The sequence below is a fragment of the Synechococcus sp. GEYO genome, from assembly GCF_900473955.1.
Classification (GTDB): domain Bacteria; phylum Cyanobacteriota; class Cyanobacteriia; order PCC-6307; family Cyanobiaceae; genus Synechococcus_C.
Window position 1 is genome coordinate 23,255 of the sequence record NZ_UCNL01000004.1, and the last position, 13,834, is coordinate 37,088.

Sequence of the window (13,834 nt, forward strand, 5' to 3'; positions counted from 1 at the left end):
GTGAGCGCTGAGGGTTATCTCAACCACCCCACCTTTGGGATGCTCTACAGAGTGGCCCCTGCGGGGGAAGGTCGTGATGTGTACGCCACCTTGTACGCCCAGCGCATGTTCTTCCTCGTCACCCTGCAGCCTCGAGGGGCTCAGTTTGAAGTGATTCCCTATCTGGATGCGCGCCACCATGCTGAGTTGAATCTTGCCCGCCGGCGCCGGGATGCTTCGGAGGATTACGGCAGCTGGAAGCAGTTGTTCGATCAGACCTTCATCTGAACCATGCAAGGCGGACCGCTCGGGTGACAGAGATACAGACCCGCTGGCAGCAACTGCAACAGCGTCTTCCGCAGGGCGTCAACCTGCTTGCTGTGAGCAAGATGCAGCCTGCTTCGGCAGTTCGAGAGCTTGCCGCTTGCGGTCAAATTGATTTCGGCGAAAGTCGGGTTCAGGAGGCTTTGCCCAAGCAGCAGGCTCTCGCCGACCTCACGGATTTGCGCTGGCATTTCATTGGCCGCCTGCAGGCCAATAAGGTCCGCGCGGTGGTGAAGGCCTTCAGCTGGATTCATTCCATCGACTCGATGGCGCTGGCGGAGCGTTCATCCCGCATTGCCCTGGAGGAGGGGTGTTGTCCTTCGGTGTTATTCCAGGTGAAGCTGAGGCCTGATCCTTCTAAGGGCGGCTGGGACCCTCAGTCACTCAAAGAGGCCTGGCCCGTGTTGCGACAGTTGCCGGGACTGAAGGCCTCCGGGCTGATGACGATGGCTCCGTTGGGACTGGACAGCATCGAGCGTCAGGGGCTTTTCAGGGATTGCCGTGATCTGGCGGATCAGCTCAGTCTGTCTCAATGTTCGATGGGGATGAGCGGCGACTGGCCGCAAGCTGCCGCCGCCGGTGCGACCTGGGTTCGTGTGGGATCAGCCCTGTTTGGTGCGCGGCCTCCTGTGTCTTCTTGAACGGAATGATCAAATCAACGTTGCGAGATGGACATCAATTCATCTGGACACGCTTGCTCACAACTCCCTTGAGCGCTATTCAGGGTCAAGGTTCTGCAGATTTCCAGTGTCGTTGATTTCTCGTCTTCGTGCGGTCGTTGCTGGTGACGATTACCTAGATGGCGATTATGACGAGCTCGACTACGACACAGGCGAGCAAGACGACAGCATGCAGGGCATGTCGTCTGTCAACAGCAGTGCTCTGGCGCCTCTGGATGCATCAAATCCGTTTGAGATGGACCAGAGCTTCTCAGGCTCGAATGTGATCGGGATGCCTGGAATTAGCTCCGGCACCGCAGAGGTTTCTCTGATGGAGCCGCGCAGTTTTGATGAAATGCCAAGGGCGATTCAGGCCTTGCGCGAACGCAAGACCGTGATTCTCAACCTCACGATGATGGAGCCTGATCAGGCTCAAAGAGCGGTTGATTTCGTGGCCGGTGGAACGTTCGCCATTGATGGTCATCAAGAGCGTGTTGGTGAGAGCATTTTCCTGTTTGCCCCGAGTTGCGTCACTGTGACCAACGCCAGTCAGGACGAGAGCACGACTCCAACGGTTGTCACCAAGGATGTCGAGCAAGCTTCAGCTGAGAGCAGCGTTGCTCCCGCACCGGCCTGGGCTGTTTCGGATGCCGCCGCTCTTTGAGTTTTCGCTTCGGTGACTGTTTCTGTTGGTGTGATTGGTCTGGGTCGGATGGCCCAGGCCCTGATCTTCCCTCTGATTAAACGAGGCAAGCTTCAGTCAGCTGATGTCATCGGGGTTGTTGGCAGTCAGTCGTCTGTCTCCCGGCTGACCCCTGATTTGCCCAATGGCTTGACTGTTGTTTCCGCGTCTGATCCCCGGTCTATGGACGCCTGGAATGCTCCGGTTCAGTTGTTGGCGGTGAAGCCCCAGCAGCTTGATGCTGTGGCCGAATGCGTTTGGCCAGTTCCATCAGGCCAGTCGCCGCTGCTGATCTCTGTGTTGGCGGGTGTCACTCTGGAGCGTCTTCAGAGTCAATTTCCAGGTCGTGCGTGCGTGCGTGCGGTTCCTAATACCCCTTGCTTGGTGGGTGAAGGCTTGTGTGGACTGGCATTTGCAGAAGGAGTCTCGGTGCAGCAGCGTCAGTGGGTAAAGGAGGCTTTCGACCCAGTGAGCGAAGTTCTTGAGCTGCCGGAGTCCAGGCTTGATGCGTTTCTAGCGTTGACCTCCTCAGGCCCCGCTTACGTAGCTCTTGTGGCTGAAGCTATGGCTGATGGCGCAGTAGCTGCTGGTTTGCCGCGCGATCAAGCCCACCGGCTCGCTCATCGGACATTGGCCGGAACGGCTGCATTGCTTGATCAGCAGCAACTCCATCCAGCTCAGCTCAAAGATATGGTCGCCTCACCTGGCGGCACGACCATGGCGGCTCTGCGCAAATTGGAGAACGCTGGTGTTCGGACAGCCCTGATCGAAGCGGTGATTGCTGCCGCCGACCATGGACGGACTTTGCGCTAGGCCGCCAGCGGCGCTCGACGCATTAGCTCGCCATACAACTGTTCGAGTGCGTCGATATTGCGGCTGATGGTGTAGCGCTCTAGCACTCTTTCGCGGGCCTGTCGGCCGAGTTCGCGCGTCAAAACGGGTTGATCGCGCAGCACCGGAAGCAAGGTGCGAAGTTGGCTGGTCACGCCCAGAGTGCTCATCACGATTCCTGCCCCGCCAGCGAGCACTTCTCCGTCGGCTCCAGCATCGGTGGCCACACAGGCACAGCCACTGGCCATGGCTTCAAGCAAGGCGAGTGAAAGCCCCTCCACTAGAGAGGGAAGCACGAACACCTCGGCGCATTGCAGTAAGGCAATGCGAGTGGCCAGATCGGCTTCGTAGCCCCACCAGAGCACGTCATCGTCGTCGTAACTGTTCTGCAGGGTGCTGCGCAAAGGTCCTTCGCCAACGATCACCAGGCGACAGCCCTGCATGGCGACCAGACGCCAAGACTGCAGAAGAGCTTCCACGTTTTTTTCGGTGGCAACGCGTCCCATGTAGAGGAAGACGCGCTCCTTACCAAGACGGCAGCGCACCTTATGCATTGCGCTGCCGATGGGCGGTGTGATGCCTGGTTCTGGTAGTGGGTCAGAGGGACTCCACTGGCTGGTATCAACCCCGTTGGGGATCACGGCTAAACGGTCTTCGCGTACTCCAAGACGCGCCAGGAATTCAGCTTGTAGATCGGAGAACACGATCACCCGGTCGTACTTGGAAAGTGCCGGTGCGTAGAGCTGATAAGTGAGTTGCTGTGTCCCTGCCGTCAGGTTGCGGAGGCTGGCGTCGAAGGGAGGGTGGAAGGTGGCCACCAGGGGGACTCCCAACTGCTGACAGAGCTCCGGTAGTCGGAAATCCAACGGCGACAGCGTGAGGCTTGCATGCACCAGATCGGGTTGCAGACGTTCCAGCGATTCCCGCAACTCACGCTGGGCACCCGGCGAGGGGATTGTGTAGACCTGCGATTTGACCAGATACGGAAGGCTGACATCGGGATCGTTGGCGAGAAGCGATGTGCTGCTGCCAGGTGCCTTCGGATTATCGAAGTGAATGAAACTGGTCTGATGACCCCGTGTCCTCAGGGCCTCCGTTGTGCTGAGCCCGTAGGTGACATTGCCGCAGAACGGAGTTTTTTTGCCCAGCCAGGCAATATGCGTCACCGCCACCAGTCACAGGGCATGGCTGACGCTAGCAGCGTTGCCAAGGTCGTTCGAGCAAGGCGGCAACAAGTGCCAACAGGGCGAGCAACCACAACACCGGACTGAGCCCGATGCTGCTGACCAGAGTGCCTGCCAGCACTAGCGGCAGGCTGAGAGCGATATTGATCAGGTTGTTCTGAAGACCGAAGACTCTGCCTCTCTGGGTGACCGGAGTTTCCTCCTGAATGGTGGTCTGTGCCGGAATGGCGACTAGTGCGGCTCCGATCCCGAGGATTCCGCAGAACGCCAGAGTGCTGTTGAGCGAGCCTTTGAACTGGCTGAGCAACACCAGTGAAAAGGTGATTAGGCCGAGTCCTGCTGCGGTGAGTCGACGGCGACTGAAGTGATGACCGAGCTGGGCCATCATCACGGCGCCAAGGGCCATGCCCAGGCCGCTCATCGCCAGCAGCATGCCGAAACCAGAGGGGCCAAGACTGCGAATCAGCCCTGCTAGCTGAAGGGCCAGAACATAGAGAGCCGCGAGCAGGCTGTAGAGCAACACCAGATGAACCATGGCGTTGCGCACTGTGGGGATGCGCTTCAGCACCTGCAGCCCTTCTCCGATCTCGTGCCAGACCGATCGACCATCGTTGTGGATTTCCCGCTCCCTGTGGCTGACCGCCAGCAGGCTTAGGGCCGCCATGCCGTAACAGAACGGCAGCAGAATGAACTCACCACCGCGCACGCCGACCGCGCTGAACAGGTGATTCAGTGCTCGAAGGATCGGCTCACCCAGAGCGAAGCCAACGATGGTGGCTCCCATGCTGGTGGTTTGGTATAGAGAGTTCGCTGCCAGTAGGTGTTGGCCAGGCACGAGCAAAGTGATGGCCGCCTGTTCGGCCGGTGCGAAGAACTGCGTGAGGATCGACTCGATAAACGTCATGCCGATCAGACCCCAGTAGCCCCAGGGCAGTCCCAGGATCAGGGGGCCTGGAATCAGAAACAGAGGCGTCAGCATCACCATCAGTGCCCGCAACCCGTTCGAGGCCACCATCACCCGTCGTTTCGGCCAGCGGTCAACCCATACCCCCGCCACGCTGCCCAGGACCATCGCCGGCAGTGTGTTCGCCACGAAGATTCCCGTGGCCAGCAGGGTGATGACTTTGGTGCGGGTACTGATATCGAGGCCGTAATCGGAGGCCACCTCCGCAAGAACGCCGTTCTGTTGGGTGGTCAGCAGCAAGTGCTGATCGATCAGAAAGACCATCAGCACGATGTAGAACTTGTCCGCCAGCTGAGAGAAGATCTGGCCGATCCAGAGTTTTCGGAAGTCGCTCAGGCGCAACACAGCCTGGAGCCCGCGGCCTCCCTCCGGATTGTTGCCAGTGGGTAGGACCGGCTCAGGACTGTTCAGGGGGGATCCGCTCAAGGTTCCAGCAATGACCGGCTCATGATCGCTTACTGCGACGGCATGCAGTTGCCGACCATCTCCAGTGAGCGCACCGGGCGGGGCAAATGGGTGCGGCACCAGCACTCCAGGACAGCCAGGAGCTTCAGCCACACCGGACGTGGACCCATCAGTTGGCCATCGCGTCTCCTGGGGAGTTCCGCCCTGGGCAACCGTTGCAGAAGAGCCAGTTCAGATGGGTTGAACTGAAGCGTGGCGCCCGGTAATGAGCCGATCGCTAGTCCCTCTTCAGGCAGAAGGCTGCAGCGCCATTCCCACTGACCGATCGGAGGAGCCAGCTCTGCTCCAGTGCGGCAGCAGATCTGCAGTGGAATGCCATAGCCGCCCAGCGCCAGCAGATGCACCCCCGCCTGCACGAGCATGGCCAGGCAGAGATCCGGGTCTGGTTGGTCGAAGCGGCTCAGGGCTTCGAAGCTCTCGAGATGAATCAGCACCGTATCCAGCATTCCTGGAACAGGGTCGCAGTCGCTCACAAGGGCAATGGCTAGTTCCGCCAGGGCTTGGGCGGCAGCCAGTGTTTCCAGTTGCTTGCCAACACCGCTGTAGTTATGCACGACCTGCAGCTGACGCACCCTCTTCAAACTGCGACGCCCCACCACCTGCAGTTCCAGCAGAGTGAGCGGGACTGCAGCGGCAAGGCTGCTGCGTGGTTTGCGTGCTCCAGGCACTGCCAGTCGCACCACGCCGGCTTCATCACTGAGCAGGGTGAGCAGCCGGTCATGCTCCCCGAGGGGCCCCACCTTGAGAGCAAGTCCCGATAGGCGCTTGTCCCCACTCATCGTGGTTGTCGCAGGGCTTTCACCAACGCTGGACCGTGACCGGTGCCCAGCGCGATGGCTCCTGCTTCCACGAGATCCAGCGCCTGTTCAAGCTCCCGGATCCCACCGGCGGCCTTGATGGCGCAACGGCCTCGGGTGAGCTGCCGTAGTTCTCTGATCTGATTGGTGGAGACCGCTGCTCCAAATCCGTTGCCGGCCTGCAGCGATGCAGCCCCTGCATCCATGGCGGCCTCTGCTGCTAAAGCAAGCTGCGCCTCACTTAGCTGATTCATATCCATCACGACGGTCATGGGTAGATCCAGTGCTGCGATCGCTGCCAGCTCCTCGGCGAAGCTGTTGGCGCGACCGTTAACGAGAGCTGACCAGTCGGGTGTGACTTCGAGGGCTTCGGCACCATGGGCAGCAGCCCATTCGGCCTGGGCCTGTTTCAGTTCGGCGGGCAGTGCTCCGAATGGAAAGGCAACGGTGGCGATCAACGTCACCGCTCCCTGGCCACCCAGGCGCCTGCGCACTGCTTCGAGGTGGATGAGGCTGACGCACACGCCGCCGAAGCCCAGTTGTTTGGCTGCGTCGCAGAGCGTCAGCAGTTCCTCCTCTTGCAGGAGTGGATTGAGCAGAGCCTGGTGAATCAGAGGGGGGATGTCCGGCAGTTCCTGCCGGCGCGGTGACTTGGTCATCGCTGAGCAAACGACGGATCAAGCCGCCACGAAAGGTTCAGTTGCGTGCCTGGATCACTCCATAGCCACCGTGGTTGCGCCGATAAATCACCTGTAATTCGCCGCTTTCACTGTCGCGGAACAGGTAAAAGTCATGGTCGATGAGATCCAGCTGGGTGCGTGCGTCATTCAGCGTCATCGGCGGCATGGCGAAGTACTTACGCCGCACACCCGGGCTAGGTAGCTGGGCTTCTTTCCCCTCGAACAGCGAATCGTCCACGGGGGTGTCATCAAGCACCGCTTCAGTGGTGGGGGTCTCAGTGGCCCGGTGGCCGGGGCTGTGATGGTGGTCGCTGTGGCGTTCTTTGAAGCGTCGCAGCTGCCGTGCCAGCTTGCTCGCCACCAGGTCAATGCTCGCGTAAAGATTCTCACTGCGTTCCTGGGCACGAATCACGGTGCCGTTGGCGAAGACCGTCACCTCGGCCGTCTGCTGCGGCACGCGGGGGTTGCGAGCCACTGACAGATGCACATCTGCTTCCTGAACCAGGTCATTGAAGTGATGGATCGCCCGATCAAGCTTCGTCTCGGTGTAATCCCGTAATGCGGGAGTCACATCCAGATTGCGACCATGGATCAAAAGCTTCATGCATCCCTCCGGTGCCTGCGCCTAACGGAAAGCTAGTGACGCTGAGAGATTCCGGAACCGGGTCTTCGGCATTTCTTTTTCAGCCTGAACAGCTGGTGCCGTTCCAGCAGGCCTGGGATCTGCAGCGCTGCTGGCAGGAGCGGTTGCTCCTGGAGTCAGACAACGCATCTGATGCGGACACTGAAGCTGAAGCGGTCTGGCTGCTGCAGCACCCCAGCTGTTACACCCTCGGCCGCGGCGCCAGTCAAGACCATCTGCTCTTTGATCCCGAACATCCGCCTGCCCCGCTGCACCGCATCGATCGTGGTGGGGAAGTCACGCATCATGCACCCGGTCAACTGGTGGCCTACCCGGTGTTGGACCTGCGCCGTCGTCGCACCGATCTGCACTGGTATCTGCGTCAGCTGGAACAGGTGGTGATTGATGTTTTGCAGCGTCTCGGGCTGCAGGGAGAACGGATCGAAGGACTTACGGGGGTCTGGCTCGATCAGCAGAAGGTGGCGGCCATCGGTGTTGGTTGCCGTCGCTGGATCACCCAGCATGGTCTTGCGTTGAACGTGACCTGCGATCTGGAGGGTTTCGAATCCGTGGTGCCCTGTGGACTCAAAGGACGATCCGTCGGTCGCCTTTGCGACTGGATCCCTGATCTGGAGATCGAGAGCGTGCAACCCCTGTTGCGCGATGCCCTGGCTGCCCGCTTTGATTTGGTTTGGCAGCAGAGAGCTGCAGAGCAGCTGTGATTGCCGAAGCAGCTTTGAGGTGATAGGCCTGGGCGACTACAGACCGTTCCCGTGACTGACGCCGCTCAATCCGCCTGGCAACCAACGTCCCGCGAGCAGGCAGCATTGGCTCGCCAGGCTCATGTTCAAACTCTCGGCCGGGTGGATCAGGTCTGGCCTTGGTTGCAATCGCATCACGGTGAGGTGATGGCGGTTGATGCTCCTCACGCTGCCCATCCGGAGCATCTCAGCTACCAAGAATTGGCAGAGCGGATTGATCAGGCCGCTGCCGCATTCCGAAGTTTGCAGATCGGCAGTGGCGATGTGGTGGGGCTTTTCGCAGAGAACAGTCCTCGCTGGCTGGTGGCTGATCAGGGCTTGATGCGGGCAGGTGCCATTGATGCTGTGCGTGGGGCAGCAGCACCTGTTGAAGAGCTGCGCTACATCCTCGAGGATTCCTCTGCCGTCGCGCTGGTGGTGCAAACCGCTGATCTGCTGCAGCGTTTACAGCTGCCGGCGGAGCTGCAGGAGCGTTTGCGCTTTGTGCTCGTGCTTGAGGGGTCTGCACCTGCTGGCGCGCTCGACTTCGACACTTTCCTCGCCCTTGCCGATGGGCAGGAGGCACCGGATCCAATCACTGGGCGGGACCGTGCCTCTGCGCCAGCCACCACGGCCACGATCCTCTATACCAGTGGGACCACCGGTCGGCCCAAGGGCGTGCCGCTGTCGCACGCCAACCTCCTGCATCAGATGCGCAGCCTCGCCTGCGTGACCCGCCCGGAACCGGGATCACCGGTGCTGAGCGTTCTGCCGATCTGGCATTCCTATGAACGCAGCGCTGAGTACTACTTCTTCTCCTGTGCCTGCTCGCAGAGTTACACCACGATCAAGCAGCTCAAGAAGGATCTGCCACGGGTCAAGCCGGTGATCATGGCCACGGTCCCCAGGTTGTGGGAAGCGGTTCAGGCTGGTTTCGAGGATGCCGTGAAGACATTTCCCGCCTCGCGTCAACGCCTGTTGAGAGCAGCCTTGGCCAACAGCACGGCCTTCACCCTCGCCCGGCGTCGCAGCCGTGACCTAATGATTCAGCCGCTGCGCAAACGCGACCGTCTAAAGGCTGCTGCTGAGGCGAGCCGTCGCTGGCCAGCCCATGCGCTGGCCTCCAAGCTGATCTGGCCCAAGCTGAGGCAGCAGCTCAGTGGCGGAGCACTGCGCTTCCCGATTAATGGGGGAGGTGCCATCGCTCCCCACGTGGATGCCTTCTTTGAAGCGGTGGGAATCGAGCTCCTGGTCGGATACGGTCTCACGGAAACCAGTCCGGTGGTGAGTTGCCGGCGGCCCTGGCGCAATATTCGCGGTAGCTCCGGTCTACCTCTCCCGGACACCGAGTTCCGCATTGTTGATGCCGACAGCAGGAAGCCGCTTGGGTTCCGTGAACGTGGGGTTGTGCTGGTGCGCGGCCCTCAGGTGATGGCTGGCTACCTCGGCAAACCTGAGGCAACAGCCAAGGTGCTGGATGCCGATGGCTGGTTTGATACAGGCGATCTGGGCATGCTTCTCCCCGATGGATCTGTGGTCCTGACCGGACGGGCCAAGGACACGATCGTGCTCAGCAGCGGTGAGAACATCGAGCCAGGGCCGCTTGAAGAGGCTCTTGTCTCCAGCCCGCTGATCGAGCAAGTGATGCTGGTGGGGCAGGACGAACGTCAACTGGGGGCTCTGGTGGTGCCGCGGGCGGATGCGATCAAGGCCTGGGCCAGCTCACAGGGCTGCGATCCAGGTGATGACCTTGGCGGTCATCCCGGTGATCAGCGCTTGCTCAAGCTGCTGCGCGGGGAGTTGAACCGATTGTTGGCGGACCGTGCTGGATCCAGGGCTGATGAGCGTCTTGCTGGTGTGGCTCTGGTCGAACCATTCTCGATCGAGAACGGCCTGCTCACCCAGACGCTCAAGCAACGCCGAGACCGGATCACTGAACGGGATCGCTCATTGATTGAGAGCGTGTATGGCCGTTGATCGTCCTCCGGTCAGGGTCGGGTTGACCATCCGTCGTGAGGCTGAGACGCTTGGCGCTGATTCCTCGCCCCAATGTCTGACGGCACCACTCTGTCGATCAAGCGTTCCATCACCATCCGTGCCGTGGTCACGTCGGCCTGGAAGGAAGAGGCCGAGCGTGAGTTGAGCGCTGGCATCGCCACCACCGACCAGCAACTGGCTCAGCTTGAGCAGGAGGGGCAGCAGGTTGTGGATGATGTTCGGCGTCAGAGCGCCAATCCCCTTGATCCGCGTGTGCAAGAGCAGGTCGCTCAGGTGCAGCAGCAGGTTGCTGCTAAGCGGGCTGAGCTCGACGAGCAGAAGCGCAATCTTCTTCAGCAGCAGGCCCAGGTTCGCGAGCTTGAAATGGAACAGATAGTGGATCAGGGCCAGCTTGAGAGCTTCTGCGATATTCAAGTGGGCGACAACCTGGTGAGCAAGATGCAGGTTGCGGTCGTGGTTCGCGACGGCGTGATCGAGGCCATCGAGCAGGGCTGAGCGCTGATGAGGGCCGGCCTGCCGGCCCGTAAGATTTTTCTTAGTCAGCCCCTCTGGAGACGGTTTTGGCAACCCACGACATCTTCATGCCTGCCCTCAGCTCCACGATGACGGAGGGGAAGATCGTTGAGTGGCTCAAGAATCCTGGCGACAAGGTGGGCCGCGGCGAGTCTGTGCTCGTGGTCGAGTCCGACAAGGCCGACATGGATGTTGAGTCCTTCAATGAGGGTTACCTCGCAGCTGTGCTGATGCCCGCGGGCAGCACGGCTCCTGTGGGCGAGACCATTGGTTTGATCGTGGAGACCGAGGCTGAGATTGCCGAAGCTCAGGCCAAGGCACCGTCGGGTGGTGGATCGGCATCCGCTTCCGCAGCACCAGCGCCAACATCGGCTGCTCCAACGGCACCTGCTCCAACGGCACCTGCTCCAACGGCACCTGCTCCAATAGCACCAGCCCCAGCTGCGGCTCAACCCGCACCAGTTGCGCCTCCTGCTCCGGTGGCTGCGCCAGCGAGCAACGGTCGACTGATTGCCAGTCCTAGGGCTAAGAAGCTGGCTTCTCAGATGGGCGTCGACCTCGCCGGGATCCGCGGCAGTGGTCCTAACGGTCGAATTCAGGCTGAAGACGTGGAAAGCGCCGCAGGGCGTCCCATCAGTGTGCCCCTGGTCGGGGAGGGGACTGCTGCTGCCGTCAGTGCCGGAGCTGCGAGCACCGCCAAGCCTCCGAGCTCACCGGCCGGCAATAGCTTTGGCCGCCCTGGCGACACCGTGGCGTTCAACACGCTCCAGGGCGCGGTGAACCGCAATATGGAAGCCAGCCTCGCGGTCCCCTGCTTCCGTGTGGGCTACACGATCACCACCGATCAACTGGATGCCTTTTACAAACAGGTGAAGCCCAAGGGCGTCACGATGACGGCCCTGCTGGCGAAGGCCGTGGCCGTCACTCTGGCCCGGCATCCGCAGGTGAATGCTGCAACGACTGCTGCGGGAATGACCTATCCCGCTGATGTGAATGTCGCCGTTGCCGTGGCGATGGAAGACGGTGGTTTGATCACCCCTGTGCTGCGTCAGGCCGATCGAACCGATCTGTATGAGCTCTCGCGTCAGTGGGGGGATCTGGTGAAGCGCTCGCGCAGCAAACAGTTGCAGCCCGAGGAATACAGCACCGGAACCTTCACCCTCTCCAATCTCGGCATGTTCGGGGTGGATCGTTTCGATGCCATCCTTCCTCCCGGCACCGGTGCCATCCTCGCAGTGGCGGCTTCAAGACCTGCCGTTGTGGCTGGAAAGGATGGGTCCATCGCTGTCAAGCGGCAGATGCAGGTGAATCTCACGGCGGACCACCGTGTGATCTATGGCGCCGATGGCGCCGCCTTCCTCAAGGATCTGGCGGAATTGATTGAAACCCGTCCCGAAAGTTTGGCGATCTGAATCAGGACAGGGGAAGATACACAGCTGCGGAGCTCAGGGAGCCTTGCCACTCTTGACGTGGTGATGGTCGCCCTGTGTCAATTCCGTCCTTTTCACGTCTGCTGGGCCGTCCCCTGCCGCGTTCCAGTGCCAAGGATGAGCGACTTCCCAATCTTCAGGCGCTGCCCATTCTCTCCTCGGATGCTTTGTCATCCGTGGCCTATGCCACGGAAGCGGCGCTTGGAATTCTGATCCTGGGAGGCAGTGCCGCTTTGCGGCTATCGCTGCCAATCACCGTGGCGATCATCGCCTTGATCACGATCGTGGTGCTGTCGTACCGGCAGGCGATCTCTGCCTATCCCAACGGTGGCGGTTCCTACGTGGTGGCTCGCGACAATCTCGGACGCAACGTGGGATTGGTAGCAGCCGCTGCGTTGCTGATCGACTACACCCTCACTGCAGCGGTCAGCTTGATGGCGGGCACCCAGGCGCTGTCGTCACTGGATCCAGCGTTGTTGGCCTACGAGGTTCCAATCGCTCTGTTCATGCTCCTGCTCGTGGGCTGGGCCAACCTGCGCGGGGTGAAGGAAGCGGGACGCGTGTTCTCGGTGCCCACCTATGCCTTCGTGGTGATGATTGTTCTGCTCACGGTGGCTGGGCTCAAGGACCTCACCTTCCATCACGGCTGGACTCCCGATGCTCCCCCGCTCACGGCTGCGCTGCAGCCGATCGGCTTATTTCTGGTGCTCCGGGCCTTCAGCTCAGGCTGTTCAGCGATGACCGGGATCGAAGCCATCGCCAATGGTGTTCAGGTTTTTAAGGAGCCTGCTCCCGTTAACGCTCGCAAAACCCTGCTGGTGATGAGTGTGTTGCTGTCGGTGATGTTCCTTGCGGTCAGCACCATAGGTTTCATGTATGGAGTCGCACCCAATCCCGACATCACCGTGTTGGCTCAGATCGGTCAGCGTGTGTTCGGCGACGGCAGCGTTCTGTACTGGACCCTGCAGATCTCAACACTGCTGATTCTGGTGCTGGCAGCAAACACGGCCTTCTCCGGCTTTCCACGTCTGGCGGCAATGCTGGCGGAAGACCATTGCTTGCCCATGCAGATGAAGCTGCTGGGTGATCGGCTCGTTTACCAGAACGGGATCAGTGCGCTGGTCGTGATTACCGCGCTGATCATCGTGATTTGCCGAGGTGACACCACCGTGGCGGTCAATCTGTATGCCCTTGGAGTGTTCACGGCCTTCACGTTGTCGCAGCTGGGCCTGGTCTGTCGCTGGTGGAAGCGGCGTGGAGAGGGCTGGCGCGGGCGAATGGCCATGAATGCGCTCGGATCGCTCACCACCTTTGTGGTCCTGCTGGTGATTGTGGTGAGCAAATTTGATGAGGGGGCCTGGACTGTGGTGATCGCGATTCCTCTGCTGGTGTGGGGACTGGCCTTGATCCGTCGCCGCTACCGGGAGATCTTCGCTGCCCTCGCTCTGGACCCTGATGGGTCGTCACTGAAGCTGATTCCCCGTGATCCACCCACCGGACACCATGCGATTGTCTGGGTCGCAAGCATGATGCAACCGTCGTTTGAGGCGCTGCGCTACGCCTGTTCGTTCGCCGATTCGGTCACGGCGGTGATGGTGGTGCAGAAAGAAGAAGACGCCGGCCAGCTCAGCCAACTGTGGGATCGCTACGCGGGCACCGACACCGGTGCTCTTGAGCTGGTGCTGCTCCACAGCCCATACAGTTCGCTGCTGGATCCCTTCTGTGACTTCGTGATGGAGCAGGAGCAACGGCATCCCGAGCGCGCCACCACGGTGGTCATGCCGGTGGCCATTCCCAGGGATCGACTGGATGTGGCTTTACTTAACCAAAGGGCTCGCAGCCTGTTCGAGGCACTCTCCACCGACCAGAGCCGCGTGTTCTCGATTGTGCGCTATTTCGTTCCCCGCTTGGCAAGCAAAGCCGGGACGTTGCCCTCAGGCAGCATGGATTAATCACGTTCAAGCGT

At 60.7% G+C, this 13,834-nt stretch carries 14 protein-coding genes; 9 read left to right on the forward strand and 5 right to left on the reverse strand.

The features are described from left to right. The 4 genes from DXY37_RS02415 (at position 1) to proC (ending at position 2,457) form a co-directional block, all read left to right on the forward strand. Positions 1-267, forward strand: coding sequence for a PipX family protein (locus tag DXY37_RS02415; protein ID WP_067093917.1), 267 nt, complete (start codon positions 1-3; stop codon positions 265-267). A 23-nt stretch (positions 268-290) separates the two neighbouring features. Then, positions 291-944, forward strand: coding sequence for a YggS family pyridoxal phosphate-dependent enzyme (locus DXY37_RS02420; RefSeq protein ID WP_115125204.1), 654 nt, complete (start codon positions 291-293; stop codon positions 942-944). Between the two features lie 106 nt (positions 945-1,050). After that, positions 1,051-1,626: a cell division protein SepF gene (locus DXY37_RS02425; protein WP_115125367.1), complete on the forward strand. Its 576-nt coding sequence runs from the start codon at positions 1,051-1,053 to the stop codon at positions 1,624-1,626. 12 nt (positions 1,627-1,638) lie between these two features. Continuing rightward, complete coding sequence (gene proC / locus DXY37_RS02430) at positions 1,639-2,457, forward strand: pyrroline-5-carboxylate reductase (protein ID WP_170951750.1); 819 nt, start codon at positions 1,639-1,641, stop codon at positions 2,455-2,457. On the opposite strand, the gene DXY37_RS02435 is transcribed toward proC, so the two are convergent. Genes DXY37_RS02435 through hpf form a run of 5 tightly spaced genes read right to left on the reverse strand, consistent with a single transcriptional unit; the run spans position 2,454 to position 7,169 of the window. Then, entirely contained in the window at positions 2,454-3,641 is a 1,188-nt protein-coding gene (locus DXY37_RS02435; RefSeq protein ID WP_115125368.1) for a glycosyltransferase family 4 protein, read from the reverse strand. The two genes, proC and DXY37_RS02435, sit on opposite strands and share 4 nt — an antisense overlap. Before the next feature lie 28 nt (positions 3,642-3,669). After that, entirely contained in the window at positions 3,670-5,049 is a 1,380-nt protein-coding gene (locus DXY37_RS02440; protein ID WP_115125205.1) for an MFS transporter, read from the reverse strand. A 29-nt stretch (positions 5,050-5,078) separates the two neighbouring features. Further along, positions 5,079-5,867 carry a DNA repair protein RecO gene (recO, locus tag DXY37_RS02445; RefSeq protein WP_115125206.1) on the reverse strand — a complete coding sequence of 263 codons (789 nt, stop codon included), beginning with the start codon at positions 5,865-5,867 and terminating at the stop codon, positions 5,079-5,081. Continuing rightward, positions 5,864-6,544 carry a 2-deoxyribose-5-phosphate aldolase gene (locus tag DXY37_RS02450; RefSeq protein ID WP_115125207.1) on the reverse strand — a complete coding sequence of 227 codons (681 nt, stop codon included), beginning with the start codon at positions 6,542-6,544 and terminating at the stop codon, positions 5,864-5,866. The genes recO and DXY37_RS02450 overlap by 4 nt, the downstream gene beginning before the upstream one ends. Positions 6,545-6,581: 37 nt before the next feature. Beyond that, a complete protein-coding gene (hpf, locus tag DXY37_RS02455; protein WP_115125208.1) occupies positions 6,582-7,169 on the reverse strand; it encodes a ribosome hibernation-promoting factor, HPF/YfiA family in 588 nt (195 codons plus the stop codon). 11 nt (positions 7,170-7,180) lie between these two features. On the opposite strand from hpf, the gene lipB reads away from it, so the two are divergent. The 5 genes from lipB (at position 7,181) to DXY37_RS02480 (ending at position 13,820) form a co-directional block, all read left to right on the forward strand. Continuing rightward, positions 7,181-7,909: a lipoyl(octanoyl) transferase LipB gene (gene lipB / locus DXY37_RS02460; protein WP_244276797.1), complete on the forward strand. Its 729-nt coding sequence runs from the start codon at positions 7,181-7,183 to the stop codon at positions 7,907-7,909. 51 nt (positions 7,910-7,960) lie between these two features. Further along, positions 7,961-9,904: an AMP-binding protein gene (locus DXY37_RS02465; RefSeq protein WP_115125210.1), complete on the forward strand. Its 1,944-nt coding sequence runs from the start codon at positions 7,961-7,963 to the stop codon at positions 9,902-9,904. A 72-nt stretch (positions 9,905-9,976) separates the two neighbouring features. Then, positions 9,977-10,420: a YlqD family protein gene (locus tag DXY37_RS02470; protein ID WP_115125211.1), complete on the forward strand. Its 444-nt coding sequence runs from the start codon at positions 9,977-9,979 to the stop codon at positions 10,418-10,420. A gap of 65 nt (positions 10,421-10,485) precedes the next feature. Beyond that, entirely contained in the window at positions 10,486-11,850 is a 1,365-nt protein-coding gene (locus tag DXY37_RS02475) for a dihydrolipoamide acetyltransferase family protein (protein WP_115125212.1), read from the forward strand. Positions 11,851-11,924: 74 nt separating this feature from the next. After that, on the forward strand, positions 11,925-13,820 hold the full coding sequence (locus tag DXY37_RS02480; protein WP_371637782.1) for an APC family permease: 1,896 nt from the start codon (positions 11,925-11,927) through the stop codon (positions 13,818-13,820). Positions 13,821-13,834 lie beyond the last annotated feature (14 nt).